Annotated in this window: 18 protein-coding genes; 11 read left to right on the forward strand and 7 right to left on the reverse strand. The window is 54.4% G+C overall.

The genetic code is table 11. The features are described from left to right. Together M3G15_RS21710 and M3G15_RS17570 are read right to left on the reverse strand one after the other, a co-directional pair. The coding region (locus tag M3G15_RS21710; RefSeq protein WP_397376639.1) for a DDE-type integrase/transposase/recombinase at positions 1-435 on the reverse strand (435 nt) is incomplete at its 3' end. Positions 436-476: 41 nt separating this feature from the next. Continuing rightward, positions 477-1,952, reverse strand: coding sequence for an aminotransferase class I/II-fold pyridoxal phosphate-dependent enzyme (locus tag M3G15_RS17570; RefSeq protein WP_009225192.1), 1,476 nt, complete (start codon positions 1,950-1,952; stop codon positions 477-479). Between the two features lie 188 nt (positions 1,953-2,140). Here M3G15_RS17570 and M3G15_RS17575 point away from each other — a divergent pair, with 188 nt between their 5' ends. Continuing rightward, complete coding sequence (locus M3G15_RS17575; RefSeq protein ID WP_260071628.1) at positions 2,141-3,406, forward strand: MFS transporter; 1,266 nt, start codon at positions 2,141-2,143, stop codon at positions 3,404-3,406. Positions 3,407-3,657: 251 nt separating this feature from the next. Here M3G15_RS17575 and M3G15_RS17580 read toward each other — a convergent pair whose 3' ends face one another. Further along, on the reverse strand, positions 3,658-4,281 hold the full coding sequence (locus M3G15_RS17580) for a YktB family protein (protein WP_260071629.1): 624 nt from the start codon (positions 4,279-4,281) through the stop codon (positions 3,658-3,660). Positions 4,282-4,456: 175 nt separating this feature from the next. Between M3G15_RS17580 and M3G15_RS17585 the strand changes: the two genes are divergently transcribed. The 6 genes from M3G15_RS17585 (at position 4,457) to ptsP (ending at position 11,042) form a co-directional block, all read left to right on the forward strand. Continuing rightward, complete coding sequence (locus M3G15_RS17585) at positions 4,457-5,053, forward strand: hypothetical protein (protein WP_009225195.1); 597 nt, start codon at positions 4,457-4,459, stop codon at positions 5,051-5,053. 173 nt (positions 5,054-5,226) lie between these two features. Further along, entirely contained in the window at positions 5,227-6,636 is a 1,410-nt protein-coding gene (gene gndA, locus M3G15_RS17590) for an NADP-dependent phosphogluconate dehydrogenase (protein WP_028539940.1), read from the forward strand. A gap of 154 nt (positions 6,637-6,790) precedes the next feature. Further along, positions 6,791-7,300, forward strand: coding sequence for a shikimate kinase (locus tag M3G15_RS17595; RefSeq protein WP_009225197.1), 510 nt, complete (start codon positions 6,791-6,793; stop codon positions 7,298-7,300). Between the two features lie 30 nt (positions 7,301-7,330). Next, positions 7,331-8,623: a 3-phosphoshikimate 1-carboxyvinyltransferase gene (gene aroA, locus M3G15_RS17600; protein ID WP_009225198.1), complete on the forward strand. Its 1,293-nt coding sequence runs from the start codon at positions 7,331-7,333 to the stop codon at positions 8,621-8,623. 59 nt (positions 8,624-8,682) lie between these two features. Then, positions 8,683-9,111, forward strand: coding sequence for a CoA-binding protein (locus tag M3G15_RS17605; RefSeq protein ID WP_009225199.1), 429 nt, complete (start codon positions 8,683-8,685; stop codon positions 9,109-9,111). A 188-nt stretch (positions 9,112-9,299) separates the two neighbouring features. Then, complete coding sequence (gene ptsP / locus M3G15_RS17610) at positions 9,300-11,042, forward strand: phosphoenolpyruvate--protein phosphotransferase (protein WP_009225200.1); 1,743 nt, start codon at positions 9,300-9,302, stop codon at positions 11,040-11,042. A 56-nt stretch (positions 11,043-11,098) separates the two neighbouring features. Here ptsP and M3G15_RS17615 read toward each other — a convergent pair whose 3' ends face one another. Together M3G15_RS17615 and M3G15_RS17620 are read right to left on the reverse strand one after the other, a co-directional pair. Further along, the gene (locus M3G15_RS17615; protein ID WP_260071630.1) at positions 11,099-11,239 is read right to left on the reverse strand and encodes a hypothetical protein; all 141 of its coding nucleotides are present in this window, start codon (positions 11,237-11,239) and stop codon (positions 11,099-11,101) included. Between the two features lie 502 nt (positions 11,240-11,741). Then, positions 11,742-12,269 (reverse strand): type 1 glutamine amidotransferase domain-containing protein, encoded by a 528-nt coding sequence (locus M3G15_RS17620; RefSeq protein WP_260071631.1) that lies wholly within the window; start codon positions 12,267-12,269, stop codon positions 11,742-11,744. 347 nt (positions 12,270-12,616) lie between these two features. On the opposite strand from M3G15_RS17620, the gene M3G15_RS17625 reads away from it, so the two are divergent. The 4 genes from M3G15_RS17625 to M3G15_RS17640 all read left to right on the forward strand — a co-directional run bounded on the left by M3G15_RS17625 (position 12,617) and on the right by M3G15_RS17640 (position 15,543). Further along, positions 12,617-13,060, forward strand: a complete 444-nt coding sequence (locus M3G15_RS17625; RefSeq protein ID WP_009225202.1) for a hypothetical protein — start codon at positions 12,617-12,619, stop codon at positions 13,058-13,060. Positions 13,061-13,182: 122 nt separating this feature from the next. Next, positions 13,183-13,524, forward strand: coding sequence for a bacillithiol system redox-active protein YtxJ (ytxJ, locus tag M3G15_RS17630; protein WP_009225203.1), 342 nt, complete (start codon positions 13,183-13,185; stop codon positions 13,522-13,524). A gap of 113 nt (positions 13,525-13,637) precedes the next feature. After that, the gene (gene ccpA / locus M3G15_RS17635) at positions 13,638-14,642 is read left to right on the forward strand and encodes a catabolite control protein A (protein WP_016311583.1); all 1,005 of its coding nucleotides are present in this window, start codon (positions 13,638-13,640) and stop codon (positions 14,640-14,642) included. Positions 14,643-14,823: 181 nt separating this feature from the next. Further along, positions 14,824-15,543 (forward strand): 5'-methylthioadenosine/adenosylhomocysteine nucleosidase, encoded by a 720-nt coding sequence (locus M3G15_RS17640; protein WP_009225205.1) that lies wholly within the window; start codon positions 14,824-14,826, stop codon positions 15,541-15,543. Positions 15,544-15,579: 36 nt separating this feature from the next. On the opposite strand, the gene M3G15_RS17645 is transcribed toward M3G15_RS17640, so the two are convergent. Next, positions 15,580-16,758 (reverse strand): acetoin utilization protein AcuC, encoded by a 1,179-nt coding sequence (locus M3G15_RS17645; protein ID WP_311202297.1) that lies wholly within the window; start codon positions 16,756-16,758, stop codon positions 15,580-15,582. Between the two features lie 28 nt (positions 16,759-16,786). Further along, positions 16,787-17,419 (reverse strand): GNAT family N-acetyltransferase, encoded by a 633-nt coding sequence (locus tag M3G15_RS17650; protein WP_009225207.1) that lies wholly within the window; start codon positions 17,417-17,419, stop codon positions 16,787-16,789. Positions 17,420-17,468: the final 49 nt, after the last annotated feature.

The raw sequence follows: 17,468 nt of genomic DNA on the forward strand, positions 1-17,468 counted from the left end.
TGCTCGTCGATATTCGTTAGGGGATAAGCCGTATAGTCGTTCGGTGCATCGAAAATTATTGTAATAATGGATATAAGTTCTTACACTACGAAGGAGACTGTTATACGTATCGTACTTTTCCAGATAAAAGCTTTCTGCTTTAAAAGTACCCCAGAATCGTTCAATGGGTTGGTTGTCCAAACATCGACTTACACGGGACATACTTGTTGTAAACTTGTATCTCTTTTGAAGTTGTTTGTATTCCAGCGAAGTATATTGAAAGCCGCGATCACTGTGCAAGAGCGGCATAGCATTCGGGTTTCTTTTAAAAGCTTTCTTTACCGTATTCATAACAAGCTTATTGTTATTGGAATGGCTGAGCACCCATGAAACAACAGAGTTGTCATATCCGTCAACAATGGCACTCAAATAGGCCTTGCGGCCATTTCCGTACATTGGGTAAGGATGGGGATAGTCCCCATCCTACTCGATTTGAATTAAAAAATCGGATCCGCTTCAACAATCACCTTAACCTTGTCGATATACCGATCCTCCGGCCCTTTTACCGGCAAGCCGACCTCGACATGATCGAGGATGTAGTCGATGTTGTCCTGGGAAATGACTTCACCTGGAAGCAAAATCGGAATCCCCGGCGGGTACACATAAATAAATTCGGCAATGATCCGGCCAGCCGATTCCCTAAACGGAATGACCTCGGTATCCGCATAGAACGCATCCCGCGGGATCAACGACAAATGCGGGATTTCCGGGACCTTGACGATCAGCTCATTTGCGTTATTTTCCTTATAATAGGTTTTAGACAGCTCCCGCAGCGCGGTCAGCAAAATATCGGCCGTCTCCTGTGTATCCCCTGGGGTAATCAGGCACAGGATGTTGTACATGTCGCTAAGCTCCACTTCGATGTTGTAGTGCTTGCGCAGCCAGTTTTCCGTCTCATAGCCGGTAATCCCCAAGTGGCGAACGTGGATCGTCAGTTTGGTCGGATCATGATCATAAGTTGCTTCTCCGCCTAAAATCTCCCGCCCGAAGCAGTACAAGCCTTCGATTTGGTTAATTTCCGACCGGACATATTCGGCCAGCTCCATCGCCCGTTCAGCCATTTCCCGTCCGTGCAGCGCCAAATTGCGGCGCGCTGTATCCAGGGAAGCCAACAGCAGATAGGAAGTGGACGTCGTTGTCAACATACTGATGATCGTTTGCACGCGCTGCGGATTCACGTACCCGTTCTTCGTGTTCAGGTTCAGAATCGAGCTTTGCGTCATCGAGCCGCCCAGCTTGTGTACGCTGGTCGCTGCCATATCGGCGCCCGCTTGCATTGCGGACATCGGCAGCTTCTCATGGAAATGAATATGCACCCCATGCGCTTCATCCACCAGCACCGGTACATGGAAGCTGTGGGCTAAATCGACGATTTCCTTCAGGTTGGCGCAAACGCCAAAATACGTCGGGTTGATTACCACCACCGCCTTGGCGTCGGGATGACGCTGCAGCGCGCGGCGGACCGAGGACGTTGTGATCCCGTGGTCGATGCCCAAATTCGGGTCTTGCGCCGGCGAGACAAACACCGGCTTCGCTCCGGCGAAGATAATGGCCGACATCACGGATTTATGGATATTTCTCGGGACGATAATTTTATCCCCCGGAGAGCAAACAGATAGAATCATGGTCATGATGGCTCCGCTGGTCCCTTGTACCGAGAAGAAGGTGTAGTCCGCGCCAAAGGCGTCGGCGGCCAGCTTCTGCGCCTCTTGAATGACGCCTGTTGGCTGGTGCAAGTCATCTAGCGGGGCGATGTTGATCAAGTCGATAGACAAGGCGTTATCGCCGATGAACTCTCGGAATTCTTTATCGGTGCCGAGCCCTTTCTTGTGCCCAGGAATGTGAAACTGAACGGGATTGCCGGCCGCGTGCTTTTTAAGAGCAGTGAAGAGCGGCGTGCTTTGATGATCCATACGGGCCATCCCTGCCTTTCATCTACATAATTTTCAAACAAGCTTGAGTATAGCAAAATGCGTCTGGAATGCAAGCAAAACCCGCTGGTTTTTTACGCAATATTGACGGAACATGGGTTAATTTGCCGACAAAAAAGGACAAAATGTAAGAGAACCGGTGATCGGAAACCAGGAGAGGGGGCTTTTTCGTGGAACTGACAAGCGGCATCGCAAGGAAAAAACTGCTGAATCCCACGTTCGCCAGCCTGTGGCTTATCATGTTTTTGGTGGAGTTCGTCAAGGGGGCGCTCATCGTATCCATCCTGCCGGTCTATATGGGGGATGTGCTGAAGCTAAGCGCGTTTGCGATCGGGTTGTCTTTTTCGATGCAGTATATCGGGGATAATCTGTTTCGCAGCCCGGCAGGCTGGCTGATCGAACGGATCGGCTTTCGCCGGACGATGAGCTTGGGTTTGTTCATCACCCTAGGCGCTGTAGCGATGATCGCGTTCCTTCCCTCCATGGGGTTTCTCGTGCTTGGCTGCGCGCTCCTCGGCATCGGGACTGCGCCGCTCTGGCCCTGCGTCTTGATGGGCATCACTGCGGTCACGGAGGAGAATAACAACTTCGCGACGGCGATGGGCGTCATCCAAATTTCCAGCCTTGGTGGAACCGGGTTGGGGCCTGTTCTGATCAACTTTTTCTTAAATGATTCGTATCAGCCGATCTTTTGGTTCCTGCTCGGATGCCTGGCGCTGGTCTTGCTGGTGTCGTTGATGTTGCCGGGAAAATCGGGCGGCTCCACCGCCGCGGGCACGGCCAAAGCTGCCGTCCCCGGCCATTCCCCCTCCGCCAAGATCGGAGGGATGTGGCGTCAACTGCGTGCTTCGATTCACCATATCCGCACGCATTTACACGTCAGTCCGCTGTTATACCCGGCGCTGTTCCTGCAATCATTCGCCGTCGGTCTGCTGACGCCGGTCATCACGCTGTACGTCCGGACGGAGCTGGGCTTGTCGCCGGAGACGTTCAGCGCCATGCTGGTCATCGGCGGCGGGATTACCGTCCTGGGGTTGATCCCCGTGGGCAAGCTGGTCGACAAGATGGGGACGCGTTGGTTTCTGCATATCGGCTTCGCCCTGGCGGCGCTCTCGATCGGCCTGTTTGCGATGACGCGGGAGGTCGCTTTAGTCTGGTTGTTCGTCATCCTGATCGGTTGCAGCTATGCGTTCATCCTTCCGACCTGGAATACGATGATCGCGCAAATGATCCCCAGCGGGGAAAAAGGCGCGATTTGGGGCCTGTTTCTGACGATCCAGGGCTCCGGCATGGTTGTCGGGCCGATCATCTCCGGTAAAATGTGGGACCTGCTTGGCCCGGCCGCACCGTTCCTAGCCAGCGCGGTCACGATGGCGCTGCTCTTCTTCCTGCACCTCGGCCTCGTCCGCACGCAAAAAGCCTCCCCCAACCCATAAGGTCAGGGAGGCTTGAAGTGCAAGCCAGAAGGCAGGCCATCCATGTGTGTAACGGACCGTAGTGACCTTATTGGCCGATTTCCCGGTCATTTCCCGCTGTAACGGACACCAGAGGCCTTATCCAGGGACATGGGCAGCCGGATTGCTGCTTATTCCTTGAATAAGGCCTCCTCAGTCCGTTAGCCAACGGGAAGTCGCTTAGGACAGTCATTAGCGTCTCTGGTGTCCGTTAGGTTAATTCTGCGTCAAGCTTAAAACGCGCCTTTATACAAAGGCAACAGCGTTTGGAACGTCTCTTCAACCGTGCGGATCAGCTTGGTTCCGTCGGATACGATCGGGTCGTTCCGCTCCAGCCGCAATCCGCACAGGGCTTCGGACTTCTTGATCGTCTTCAGCTTCTCGGCCCAGGCCTTCAGCTGCTTGGTATCCGCTTCCCGATGCGGTGTGCCGTCCGGGCTCATATGATCCAGGGACCAGTAGAACCCGTCCGGGATCGTCTTCTTAATTTGCGCCGCATGCTTGTCCAAATAATTGGCAAACACGGCCTTATTGGGACTCTCATAAATGACGGCGAAAATGATAAACAGGTGCGTGGAGAACATCCCGACCTGAAAATGCGGCAACGCTTTATACCCGCGCTTGCTGGCCGCCCAGGCGACCCACGTGTCATTCGGCGGGTTCACCGTCCGGCGGGCATGCTTGGCCACATGCGGGAACATCTCTTCTCCGCATAAAGCGGACAGGTAGGGGGCCATCTCCGCACCCAGCGTCTCCAATTTAGGTCTAATGTGACTTATAATCGCTTCCATTCGGGACTCCAGACCCGGGACGGTAAGGGCGTCGAAATCTTGTGTCGTAAATCCTTCAAAGGCCATCGTGCAGTACCTCCAACTTTCGGCATGGATCTGATTAGGTTCGATGTGCAACGGTACTAGTATATCATATTTTCCGCGGCAACTCCGGCCTGAACGGGGCAAAAATAATCAATAAACCAAGTTCCATTACATAAGATGAAGTATAAGATATGGTAAACCGTTAGGAGGGAGTGCCGTGAACAAAAGTTACGAAGTGGAATACTGCAACCTGGAACTCCGATTCGACCGCCGGCACATACAACAATTGATCCGCGACTTGATCCAAGACGGGTATTCTTTATATTGGAGCGAAAACGAATCGCTCTTCATCATCTCCGTTCGCACCGGACGCAAGCTGACCAAGCTGCGGTTTCAGCGTCTCGCCAAAGGATACAAGCTGGTAGGCGATTATGTCATCCGGGATGTCAAGCTGGCGGAATGGCTGGAGAAGCTGATCGGCGACCTGCGCGGTCATGCGGTGGTCAAACGGATTAGGGATCGTCAGATCTTAGTCGAGAACATTTTATTTGGAGAAGTGATTCGGCTGGTAGAAATTTCGGGGATGGAGCATCGGGTTATTTTTCAAAAAGGGCCCATCGTCGACATGGCGCAAATGGCCGAGATGTTTGCATCCGAAGCGGCAGAGGAGCGGCTGGCACAGCTGCAGAAGGAGCTGGACACCGAGCTGGAGCGGTTGTTCGAGGCCATCCAACAGGGGGATGCCGAAGCTTCGGAGGCTTGCAAAGAGCGGCTGCGCAAGCTGAGAATGGAACTAATGCAGCTTGAATGGTAATGATGGAAACGGCTCATCCTAAAGGAATACCCACAACCTAAAATCGAATGGCAAGCCCTTGGCTCCCACGGCGTTGGGGGTTGTTTTTTGGGCTAACGGCCAGGGTTCACTTCTGTACACAAAAGAGTTAAAATGATAATATTGAAAAAAATAGTGTGCAAAGGATGGAGACCATGTCAAAACAACAAATCGGCGTCATCGGCTTGGCCGTCATGGGCAAGAACTTGGCCCTGAATATTGAAAGCCGGGGCTTTACTGTGTCCGTATATAATCGTTCCCCTGAGAAAACGCATGATCTGCTGAACAACGAAGGCAAGGGGAAAAACCTCGTCGGCACGTTTTCTGTTGAAGAGTTCGTGAACTCGCTGGAATCGCCGCGTAAAATTTTAATTATGGTACAAGCTGGTCCGGCGACTGATGCTACGATTGAACAGCTGCTGCCTTACCTGGATCAAGGTGACATCATCATCGACGGAGGCAATGCGCACTTCCCTGATACGCAACGCCGCAGCAAAGAGCTGGAAGCCAAAGGATTCCGCTTCATCGGCACCGGGGTATCCGGCGGTGAAGAAGGCGCTTTGAAAGGGCCTGCGATCATGCCGGGTGGACAAGAATCCGCTTATAAGCTGGTTGAACCGATTTTGACGGCGATTTCTGCCAAAGTAAACGGCGATCCTTGCTGTACATATATTGGTCCGGACGGAGCCGGCCATTACGTAAAAATGGTGCATAACGGCATTGAATACGGCGATATGCAGCTGATCTGCGAAGCTTATCATCTGTTGAAAGACGTGCTGGGCGTGGATGCCAAGGAACTGCACGAAATTTTCAGCGAATGGAACAAAGGCGAGCTGGACAGCTATCTGATCGAAATTACCGCCGACATCTTCTCGCAATACGATGAAGAAACCGGCAAACCGATGGTCGACGTGATTCTGGATGCTGCCGGTCAAAAAGGTACTGGAAAATGGACAAGCCAAAGCGCCCTCGACCTTGGCGTACCGCTCTCGATGATCACCGAATCGGTATTCTCCCGTTTCCTCTCGGCGATGAAAGAAGAGCGCGTAGCCGCCAGCAAAATCCTGAGCGGACCAGCGAAACCGGCGTTCAGCGGCGACAAGAAGGAATTTATCGAGAACGTGCGCAAAGCGCTGTTCGCTTCGAAGATCGTTTCGTATGCCCAAGGGTTTGCGCAAATGCGCGCCGCTTCCGAAGAATACGGCTGGGATTTGAAATATGGCAACATCGCAATGATCTTCCGCGGCGGCTGCATCATTCGCTCCCAGTTCCTGCATAACATCAAGGAAGCGTATGACCGTGACCCGGCGCTGAAGAACCTGCTGCTCGACCCTTACTTCAAAAATATCGTGGAAAGCTATCAGGACGCATGGCGCAACGTGGTTTCCACCGCCGTGGCGTACGGAATTCCGGTTCCTGGCTTTGCCAGCGCGCTGTCCTACTATGACAGCTACCGTACGGAACGCCTGCCGGCGAACCTGCTGCAAGCGCAACGCGATTACTTCGGCGCGCACACGTTCAAACGCGTGGACAAGGAAGGCGTCTTCCACCATCAATGGTTCTAAACTACAGGTTAGGTTCAACCCGAGGCCGGAGGGACGAAAGCGTTCCTTCCGGCTTCTTTTTCATGGTGAAAATAGGACAGCCTGTGTTATGATATGAAAAAGTTTACTCTGAGCGAGTGCCTTGAGGATCTATGCAGAGCAAGCAGGTGATAAAATGTTGCATCATAACATCGTGCTCATCGGCATGATGGGAACGGGGAAGACAACCGTCGGCTCCCTGCTGGCCGCCGAAACCGGCTTAAAGCTCGTTGATCTCGATCAGCGGATTGCCATGGAGGCCGGGCGGTCGATTCCGGATATTTTTGCGGCCGAAGGAGAAGCTTATTTCCGTGATCTTGAGACCGCGGCGCTGCGGAGAACGCTGCAGGAGCAAGGGATTGTGCTGGCCACCGGCGGCGGTGCGGTACTGCGCGAGGAGAATCGCCTGGCGATGCGGGACGGCGGTCTGGTGGTGGCGCTTCAAGCGACGGCCGACGAGATTCTCGTGCGGGTCGGGGAGGATCCGGGCCGGCCACTCTTGGCCGGAGGCGCGAAGGAGCGGATCACCGCGCTGCTGGAGGAACGGAAGGATGCTTATGCTTTTGCCCATCTGACCGTAGACACTTCGGGGAAAAGCGCGGAGCAAGTGGCGGCTGAAATTTTAACGCATTACCGCGGTTCTTGATTAATCACAACAAAGGGGAATGTGAACACTATGGACGTTATCGTTAGGCCTACGCCGGAGTTAAAGGGCGAAATCGGAGCATTATCCTCCAAAAACTATACAACCCGTTACCTGCTGGTTGCGGCTTTGGCGGAAGGGACAAGCACGGTTTATTACCCGGCGCACAGCGAGGACAGCGACGCCATGCGACGCTGCATCGCCGATTTGGGCGCGGTGCTGGAAGAGGACGAGGAGAAGATCGTCATCACCGGCTTTGGACGGCGGCCGAAGGACGTCAAGGAGCTGAACGTTGGGAATGCCGGGGCGGTACTCCGTTTCCTGATGGCAATCGCGTCGCTCTGCCCGGAGGTGACGTTCGTGAACACGTATCCGGATTCGCTGGGCAAACGGCCGCATGATGACCTGATCGACGCCTTGGGGCAGCTTGGAGTGGAAGTTAGCCATAACGAAGGGAAATTGCCGATTACCATTCGCGGCGGCGCGCCAAAGGGCGGGAAGATCCGCGTATCCGGATCGGTCAGCTCGCAGTACCTGAGCGCTTTGCTGTTCCTGACGCCGCTGCTTGATGAAGACAGCGAAATCGAGGTGCTCAACGATCTGAAATCGAAGGTCGTTGTAGGGCAAACGCTGGAAGTGCTGGAGCAAGCCGGGATCGTGATCCATGCCAGCGACGATTATATGCATTTCCGCGTGCCAGGACGGCAAAGCTATCAGGCGAAGACGTATACCGTGCAGGGCGACTATCCCGGCTCGGCGGCGATTTTGGCTGCGGCAGCCGTGACGAAGTCGGACGTGAAGGTTCACCGGCTGGCGGAGCACAGCAAGCAGGGCGAGCGTGCCGTGGTGGACGTGCTGCAGATGATGGACGTGCCGCTGACGCATCAGGACGGTACGGTGCACGTTCAAGGGAATGGCCGTCTGCGGCCGGTGGAATTTGACGGCGACGCGGCAACCGACGCTGTGCTGGCGATGGTAGCGGCTGCGGTGTTCGCCGATGGGACGTCCCGTTTCTATAACGTGGAAAATTTACGCTACAAGGAATGCGACCGGATCACCGACTTTTTGACCGAGTTGAAAAAAGCCGGCGCGAACGTCGAAGAACGCCAGTCGGAAATTATCGTACACGGGCGTCCGTCAGGCCTCGAAGGCGGCGTGACAATCAATGCGCATTATGACCATCGCGTCATCATGGCGTTGACCGTCGTAGGCCTTCGCTGCCGGGAGCCGCTGGTGATTAAGGATGCGCATCATGTGGCGAAATCGTATCCGCAATTTTTTGATCACATCACTTCGCTTGGTGCATCTATCGAACGGGTAGAATAAACTTGAACTAAGAGGCAAGGCGCTGGCTGGGCCGGCGCCGACAAAGGAGGATGGCCAAAATGGCATTTGCGAATCCAAGCCGTGAGGAAATCAAGGAGATTCTGTTAAACGCCGGTAACATTGCCGTCGTGGGTCTGTCAGACAAACCTGACCGGACTTCGTATATGGTTGCTCAAGCATTACAGCAGAATGGTTACCGCATTATCCCGGTGAATCCGATGGTCAGCGGTGAAATTCTGGGGGAGAAGGTATACCCGAGCTTGTCGGATATCCCGGAGCCGGTTGATATTGTCAACGTATTCCGCCGCAGTGAGCAGACGCCGCCGGTCGCGGAGGAAGCAGTGAAGATCGGGGCCCGCGTACTTTGGCTGCAGCTGGGGATCTTCAGCGAAGAAGCTTATGAGATCGCCTCGAAAGGCGGACTGACCGTCATTATGGACCGCTGCATCAAGGTCGAAGATAGCATTCTGATCGGAAAACGCAGTTAAGCTAAGCCTATCCAAGAGGACCCGTCCGAGTTCGGAGGGCCCTTTTTGGGCTGCGCGTTTTTTCTTTGACAAATTTAAGGGGCTAGGATTACCATAATGAAATAGATAGAGGGCATCCTATAGAGAAAGTTCAAGAATGAACAGTGCCTTGGGTTAGGAACTTACAAGCAGGACTAGGGGGTCACTACATGATACAGGGGATCGGAGCAGCAGGGGGAGTCGCCATCGGCAAAGCTTTTGTGCTGCCCGCCTGGGAATGGGACGTACCGGATCGCCGAATGGAGAAGGTGGATCTCGCCAAGGAATTCGAGCGGTTGTACGAAGGTATTCGCACGTCCAAAACCGAAATCGAAGTGATGAAGAACGAGATTAAGGAGACGGTGGGTGCGGAGGAATCCGGTATCTTTGATGCCCATCTGGCGATCCTGGAGGATCCCGTATTTATGAGCGAGATCCAGGGGATTATCGAACGCCAATACAAGGCGGCGGAGGTCGCCGTCAAGGAAGCGATCGATCATTTTGTCACGATGTTTGACCTGCTGGATGACGAATATATGAAAGAACGGGCGCTCGACATCAAGGATGTCGGCAATCGCCTGCTGAAGCATCTGCTGGGGACGCCGGACATCACCTTGCCGGCGGATACGCAGCCGTATATTTTGGTGGCGAAGGAGCTTTCCCCCTCCCAATTGGTCCATTTGAACCCGGACAACGTCTTGGGTATGGTCACGATGGCCGGCGGGAAAACGTCGCACTCGGCGATCATGGCGCGGGCCCTTGGCATTCCGCTTGTGTCGGGGCTGGAGAACAAGCTGACCGAGCCGTTACAAACGGGCGATCTGCTGGTGATCGACGGCGACGAAGGATGCGTATATCTGAATCCAGAGCCGGAGATCATCGCCCGGTATACGGAGCTGGCGGAGAAGCAGCGCCGCCGCAAAGAACAGCTGCAGCTGCTGGCTGCAGTGGAAGCGGTGACCAAGGACGGCGTACGCATGCGGCTCGCCGGCAATATCAGCTCCGTGAAGGACTTGGAGCTGGCTTTAAAGCACGGCGCGGAAGGCGTTGGCTTGTTCCGCACGGAATTTTTATATATGGACCGGTCCACTTTCCCTGGGGAAGATGAGCAATTTGAAGTGTACCGGCAGGTCGCGGAGAAGGCAGGTCCGCATCCGGTCGTCATCCGGACGCTCGACATCGGCGGCGACAAGCAGCTGGAATATTTCGAGCTGCAGGAAGAGGAGAACCCGGTGCTGGGTTATCGCGGAATCCGCATCAGTTTGGATAGCCGCGAGCTGTTTCAAACTCAACTTGCCGCTATTTTGCGCGCCAGCGCTTACGGCAAAATGAAAATCCTGTATCCGATGATCTCCTCGCTGGAGGAAATCCGCAAGGCGAATGCGATCCTGGAGGAAGCCAAGCAGGATTTAACCCGGCGAGGAATCGCTTACGACCCCGATATTCAGGTCGGCATTATGATTGAAATTCCGGCCGCGGCGGCGATTGCCGATCTGCTGGCCCAAGAGGTGGACTTCTTCAGTATCGGCACCAACGATCTGGTACAGTACGTGCTCGCCGTTGACCGGATGAACGAGCAGATCGCCCACATGTATCATCCGTTCCATCCGGCCGTCTTGCGACTGCTGCGTCAAACGGTACAAGCGGCCAAGGATGCCGGGATCACCGTGAGCGTCTGCGGCGAAATGGCCGGGGACGAGAAAGCGGTGCCGTTATGGTTGTACCTTGGCGTCACCGATCTAAGCATGTCGCCGCAGGCGCTGCTGCGGGTGAAGCACCGCATCTTGAACTCCGATTCGCGGGAGAGCAAAGAAGTGGGCGCAGCCTGCTACCGCTTACCGACCAGCGATCAGGTCGAAGCCGAGCTGGTCCGCTACGCGCACGAGCTGGAGCAAGAGCGTTTGGGCAAATAAACAATACAGGCCGTCCCTTCGGGTCAGGATCGACACCAGGGACGGCCTTGTTTTGTTTATGCTGCGCCTTGGCGTGCGGCTGCGCTGCAATGCTTCGCGCTCGCTTCGGCGATAGCTTCGCTCGCTTTGCGTTGGCTCTGCTCGCATCGTGCTCGTTTCGCGCTCGATTCGCTTGTTTGCACTAGCTTCGCACTCACTCCGCACTAACTTCCCTCGCTGAGATGTAAAAGTGCAGGCGGTTTTTGTCGAACATGCCCCGAACGGCTAGTTGAAATGCAAAAGTGCAGTAGATATTGAGGAAATCGGGCCTAATACGAGCTTTTAAGCCGATCTGAACTGCACTTTTGCATTTGAATCTCGAAATTCGGGAAGTTCGAAGGGATTAGACTGCACTTTTACACTTGGCGGAAGCAGGCGAAGGTTAGTTGCAGTATCCTTCCGCCACTAGCTGCTGCTCCGTGCTTGGTGCCACAGCTCCCAACTGCTTAACCATAGTAGGGTGCCGGCGGGGAGCGGCACATCACTGCCGCACGCCACTACCGCTCACCGCACCGCACGCCGTTCCACACACGGCATCTACACGCCACTTCGGCGCACCGTTAGCGCACGTGGCTCCCGTACGCCGTCACCGCACACCGCACCGCACCACACGCTTCTACCTCACACCGCACCCGCTCACTCACTGCCTCACACACACCGTTACCGCTGCCTCACCACCGCATCCACGAACGCTTTGCCGTAAGCCGGCAAGTCCGGCGGGCGGCGCGCTGAGATGATGTGTCCGTCCACGACGACGGGCTCGTCGACCCAAATCGCGCCAGCGTTTCGCATATCGTCGCGGATGCCTGGCGTGGACGTTACGGTCACGCCTTTCAAGATCCCGGCGGAGATGAGCACCCAGCCGGCGTGGCAGATTTGCCCGATCGGCTTCTTCGCTTGGTGCAGCTCGCGGACGAGCTGGAGCACCTTGTCGTAGCGGCGAAGCTTGTCCGGCGCCCAGCCGCCGGGGACAAGAATGCCGTCATACGCGTTGGCATCGATTTCCTCGAAGGCAAATTCCGCTTCAGCGGGGACCCCGTATTTGCCAATGTATTTTTTGCCTTTCACCGGACCGGCCAAATGCACCTCCGCTCCCTCTTCGCGAACGCGGTAGACCGGGTACCATAGCTCCAAATCTTCAAACTCCTCATCGACTAAAGCAACGATCTTTTTGCCAATTAATCTCAAATCCAACTCCTCCTGTCTTTTATGGTACTTGACGAAAATTCGATTCAATATTTTAATTGTATCAAAAATGATGACTATTCCTATGCCCGGCGGCTTCTGAAAGCCTTCCAAATATGGCAATTTAAAGTACTTTTTGCTAACAGAAGGAGATTCTCGAAGACGGGTCGAATAAGAACCATATCCTATCAAAAACGTCTATCGGTGCACGTCAAAAGTCACGAGCTGCAAAGAGCGGTGTGGAATATTCTAGCAATCTAAGGCAGCGGAGGCTCCGATACGAAGGGCTTACTTATATCTAACAAAATCATCGGAACTAAAAATGCAGAGGACTAAGATGAGGTGGTACTGTGCGTAAGCACTGTCAGTGCGGGAAAATGATGAACCTGGGCTTCAGGCTGGTCATTTTTGAAGGAATCTATGAAATCGAGCGCGTTCCAATTTACGAGTGTGAAGACTGCGACTTCTACGAGGTGCTTCCCGAGGTGAAGTCGAATTTGACGGACCTGCTGACCGAGCTCAAGAAGGAGCCGCCGAGCGGCCGCATTTATTTTACCGAGCGGAACGAGCTGGCTGACTTGATCTTCAGCATCTATCGTCAGTGGGACGGGACGGATAACGAATCCTTTGAAGGTCTGCTGGAGCAGCAATGCGAAGAACGAATCAACATGCTGCTGGATCTGTACGGCGGAGCCAAGAACCTGGGCGATCTGGACTGGATGAACGAAATCTCCAAACGTCTATCCCAATTGTCTAAATATGTCAAGAATCGACAACTTTCCAAGGCTAATTGACGATTTTACTCGATTTTTGCAAATCATTTTGTAAATAAAAGTTGTATTTTCATTTCTCTTTTTGTTAAGATATCAACAGAACATCTGGAGATTCTTATTCGAACAAAAAGGGATGAGTTGTCATGTCCAAATGGATGAGAATACAATCGATCCAGGAGCTGAACGATGCTTTGGAACGCTCCTCAAACCAGCCGTTGTTGCTATTCAAGCACAGTACCCGCTGCCCGATCAGTGCCGGGGCACATAAGGAAGCGGAGGCTTATTTAAACGGGACTCCGCGCGAAGACGTTACATACGGGCTGATTTACGTCATCGAGAACCGAGACGTATCTAACGAGGCAGCCGAGCGGCTTGGCGTCAAGCATGAATCCCCACAAGCGATCCTGATTAAAGATGGACAAGCCGTTTGGCACACGTCCCATTCCAAGATCACGAAGTCGGCGTTGGAAGAGATTTTGCGCTGAGTGAAGCGTTATCATTGCATTAAGTAGTATTTTGTCGTATCATAAATTTAATTGAAGCTCTGGATCTTTACCGGATGAATGAGTGAAAATCTATTGGCAATGGAGAGAAGAATGTGACGGTTACCATTTATGATGTGGCACGTGAAGCAGGCGTCTCGATGGCCACGGTTTCCCGGGTTGTCAATAACAATCCGAACGTGAAACCGCAGACCCGGAAAAAGGTTTACGAAGCGATAGAACGGTTAGGCTACCGGCCCAACGCTGTAGCCAGGGGGCTTGCCAGCAAGAAGACCACCACTGTAGGTGTGGTTATCCCCGATATTTCGAATTCGATTTTTGCGGAAATCGCTCGGGGCATCGAAGATATTGCGAACATGTATCACTATAACATTATTTTGTGTAATGCCGACAAACGGAAAGAGAAGGAGATCCGCGTCATCAACACCTTGCTCGAGAAGCAAGTGGACGGGCTCCTGTTCATGGGCGGAACCGTAACGGAGGAGCATATTCAAGCGTTCCAGACGTCTGCGGTACCGATCGTGCTGTGCGCAACGAGCGACGAGAACGGCCAATATCCATCCGTGGATATTGATCACGAAGCCGCTGCATTTGACGCCGTCAGCACACTGGTTCGCCATGGACACCGCGAAATCGCGATGATCAGCGGAACGTTGCAGGATCCGGCGAACGGCTATGCCAGATTCCAGGGGTACAAGCGTGCGCTGGAAACCGCAGGCATTCAGTACCAGGAGGACCTGGTGCGGATCGGCAACTACCGTTATGAATCCGGCGTGGAAGCGATGAAGTATTTCCTGGGGCTGAAGAAACGGCCGACAGCGATTTTCGCCGCAACGGATGAAATGGCGATTGGCGCCATCCACAGCATTCAGGACGAAGGCTTGAAGGTGCCGGACGATTTCTCGATCATCAGTGTGGATAACATCCGCATGGCTTCGATGGTACGTCCTCAGCTGACAACGGTCGCTCAACCGATGTATGATCTCGGTGCGGTAGCGATGCGTTTGCTGACGAAGCTGATGAAGAAGGAAACGGTTGAGAACCCTCGGGTCATTCTGCCGCACGAGACGATCTTGCGCTTGTCTGTTAGCCACCTGTAAGGCTTCGGTTGCTATAGGCGTTTCGGCTTAGAGAGATATGTAACACATAGATATATATGAAAAAGGTTAACAACGGACAAAAAGCTCCTTGCATAAGGAGCTTTTTTGAGCATTTTGAGGAAATACAGGGCGATACAACTTGTCCGCACGGATGCGGGAGTATCGGAGGGAGTAATGAACCATGTACAATACGATTGGCCTGATGGGGGCCATGGATGAAGAAATTGCGTTGCTGCTCGAAAAGGTGGAGCACCAGGAGGCGGTTGACGCGGCTGGGGCACGTTTCGTCAAGGGCGTACTCCATGGGCAGGACGTGGTGGTGTGTAAATCCGGCGTCGGCAAAGTGAATGCCGCAGCCACAACGCAAGTCCTGATCGACCGTTTTGGAGCGGATACGATCTGGTTTACCGGGGTGGCTGGAGCAGTGCATCCCGAGCTGAACGTAGGTGACATCGTCATCTCTTCAACTTGCCAGCAGCACGATATGGACGTGCGGCCGCTGGGCTTTGCGCGCGGCATTACGCCGTACCAGGACGTCTCCGACTTTCCGGCTGACCCCGGGCTCATCCGCTTGGCAGATCAGGCCTGCGCCCGACAGTGCACGGACCATCAATATCGGGTCGGACGGGTGCTGTCCGGCGACCAGTTTATCGCGGATCCGGAATTTGTTAGCTCGGTTCTATACGGGGAGCTGGACGGCGCTTGCGTCGAAATGGAAGGGGCGGCGCTCGCCCAGGTATGCCAACGGAACGGGGTGCCGTTTATTGTACTCCGCTCCATTTCGGACAAGGCGGACGGCTCTGCGGATGTGAATTTTGCTGAGTTTACCGCGCTGGCGGCCCAGCGTTCGTTTGCCATTCTCAATGACATGGTCCAGCATGTGGGTGAGCTGAAAAAATAAAAACTCAGGCGGGGTTCAGCCAGCCCCACCTGAGTATTAGGGATAATCCTGTAAAGCGACCGCGAGACTCTCGCGGTTTTTTGCTGTAATTTCCGCCCGGCGGGGGATGCCCTCCCAATGGGACAGGTCGTCAAGCCAAGCGGCAGGAAGCTGGAACGGGGTCTGCGGCTGCCAGCGGTCGATCCAGGCTTGCGGCAGCGGAAGCAGCGGGTTGCGGCGCAGGGAAGCGATCAACGGATGATCGCTCATCTCCAGCCACAGCAAGCTCCACGCCCGCGGGACGACCCGCCATAAATCATAACCGCCGCCGCCCATCGCAACCCAGCGTCCCTCGCAATACGTATGGGCCAGCTCGTGCAGGATCGCCGGCATATCGCGGTAGATCGCCATGCTACAGTGCATATGCGACAGCGGGTCCAGCGCATGGGCATCGCAGCCGTGCAGGCTGACGATCACATCCGGCCGGAAATGCGCGGCTAATCGCCGGATCGACTCCTCGAAGCATTCCATCCAGGAGGCATCTTCCGTATAAGGTTGGAGCGGCAGATTCATGCAGGCGCCATAGCCTTGATGCTCGCCGCGCTCCGGCAGGAAGCCGGTGCCTGGGAATAAATATTTTCCCGTCTCATGGATGGAATAAGTGCAAACATCGGGGTCTGAATAGAAGCTCCACTGCACCCCGTCTCCGTGGTGGACGTCCGTATCGACGTACAGGACGCGTGCGCCGTACTTGCGGCGGGCATAGTCAATAGCCACTGCAGCATCGTTGTAGACGCAGAAGCCGGCGGCTTTAGCCGACAGGGCGTGATGCAGGCCGCCGCCGAGGTGCAGGGCGTGGGTTGTGGAGCCGGAGAGCACGGTCTCTACGGCTGTAATCGTTCCTCCGACGACCCAGGTTGCCGCTTCATGCATGCCGGGAAAATACGGCGTATCCTCGTCCAACAGCCCGAACTGCTCGCCGCGCGTGATCCAGTCCGCCTCAGGATTCGGGCGGCTCAGCTGCTTAACCGCTTCAACGTACGCCGGCTGATGGATCCATAGCAATTCCTCGTCGGTTGCCGGGCGCGACAGGTGCATTTGCTGCGGCGTTAGCGCGCCCAGCTCCTGCAGCAAGTCCATCGTCAATTCCAGCCGGATCGGATGGAACGGATGGCCGTCGTGAAACCGGTAGTTCATCGCCTGTTCATGGTGGACAAATAAAGCGCTTCCAGGCATGGATTCATCACGCCTTCCTTTTTAACTGTCAGTACATGAAACGCTGCTGAAAACGAATCCGGTCAAACTGCTCCTCGGAGGACAAAGGAACCTCCTTACCGATCCGCACCATCAGGCAGTTAGCCGGATGGGAGCAAATTTCCGGGTCGTCGGTAGCATACCAGACCATGTCGACCGTCTTCATCAGCCGTTCCATCATGCTGCGGTATTCCCATACGGATAGCCCGCTGTTTTTCAAATCCCAATGCCAATAATATTCGGTCGTAAAGACGATGTATTTCTCCATCTGTTCGTCTTCAAATGCCGTGCGGATCATTTTCGATCCGATTCCGAGCGACCGATAGTCGTCGGCCACTTCGATGGCTCCCAGCTCGATCAGGTCGGGCATATTGCCCTGGGACCACCTCTCCATCTCGTCGGGATAGTGAAAGGTGACGTATCCTACAATGGTCGAATCCTCCCGGGCCAGGATGATACGTCCCTCTGGAAGTCCGGCAATTTCCACCAGCGCGGCATGTTGATCTGCAGGCTTGCGGAATGCGTCCAGATCGGGATGCATTTTTAAGGTTTGGAGATGGGAAGGGGATACGGGTCCTTCCACAACAATCTCACGTTGCTGATGGGGCAGGGTGTGGCGGATATACGTTTTTTTATGTTCCATGGAACCGCCTCCTTTGCTCGTTCCCCTCACTTATAACAGAAAAAAGAAA

Origin of the sequence: Paenibacillus sp. p3-SID1389, from assembly GCF_025151705.1 — a bacterium.
GTDB lineage: Bacteria > Bacillota > Bacilli > Paenibacillales > Paenibacillaceae > Fontibacillus > Fontibacillus phoenicis.

What these genes read in the sequence shown, in the direction of transcription:
- M3G15_RS17570 (WP_009225192.1), bottom strand. Translation starts at nt 1,952, where the DNA reads ATGGATCATCAAAGCACGCCGCTCTTCACTGCTCTTAAAAAGCACGCG.
- M3G15_RS17580 (WP_260071629.1), bottom strand. Translation starts at nt 4,281, where the DNA reads ATGGCCTTTGAAGGATTTACGACACAAGATTTCGACGCCCTTACCGTC.
- gndA (WP_028539940.1), top strand. Translation starts at nt 5,227, where the DNA reads ATGTCAAAACAACAAATCGGCGTCATCGGCTTGGCCGTCATGGGCAAG.
- M3G15_RS17595 (WP_009225197.1), top strand. Translation starts at nt 6,791, where the DNA reads ATGTTGCATCATAACATCGTGCTCATCGGCATGATGGGAACGGGGAAG.
- aroA (WP_009225198.1), top strand. Translation starts at nt 7,331, where the DNA reads ATGGACGTTATCGTTAGGCCTACGCCGGAGTTAAAGGGCGAAATCGGA.
- M3G15_RS17605 (WP_009225199.1), top strand. Translation starts at nt 8,683, where the DNA reads ATGGCATTTGCGAATCCAAGCCGTGAGGAAATCAAGGAGATTCTGTTA.
- ptsP (WP_009225200.1), top strand. Translation starts at nt 9,300, where the DNA reads ATGATACAGGGGATCGGAGCAGCAGGGGGAGTCGCCATCGGCAAAGCT.
- ytxJ (WP_009225203.1), top strand. Translation starts at nt 13,183, where the DNA reads ATGTCCAAATGGATGAGAATACAATCGATCCAGGAGCTGAACGATGCT.
- M3G15_RS17640 (WP_009225205.1), top strand. Translation starts at nt 14,824, where the DNA reads ATGTACAATACGATTGGCCTGATGGGGGCCATGGATGAAGAAATTGCG.
- M3G15_RS17645 (WP_311202297.1), bottom strand. Translation starts at nt 16,758, where the DNA reads ATGCCTGGAAGCGCTTTATTTGTCCACCATGAACAGGCGATGAACTAC.
- M3G15_RS17650 (WP_009225207.1), bottom strand. Translation starts at nt 17,419, where the DNA reads ATGGAACATAAAAAAACGTATATCCGCCACACCCTGCCCCATCAGCAA.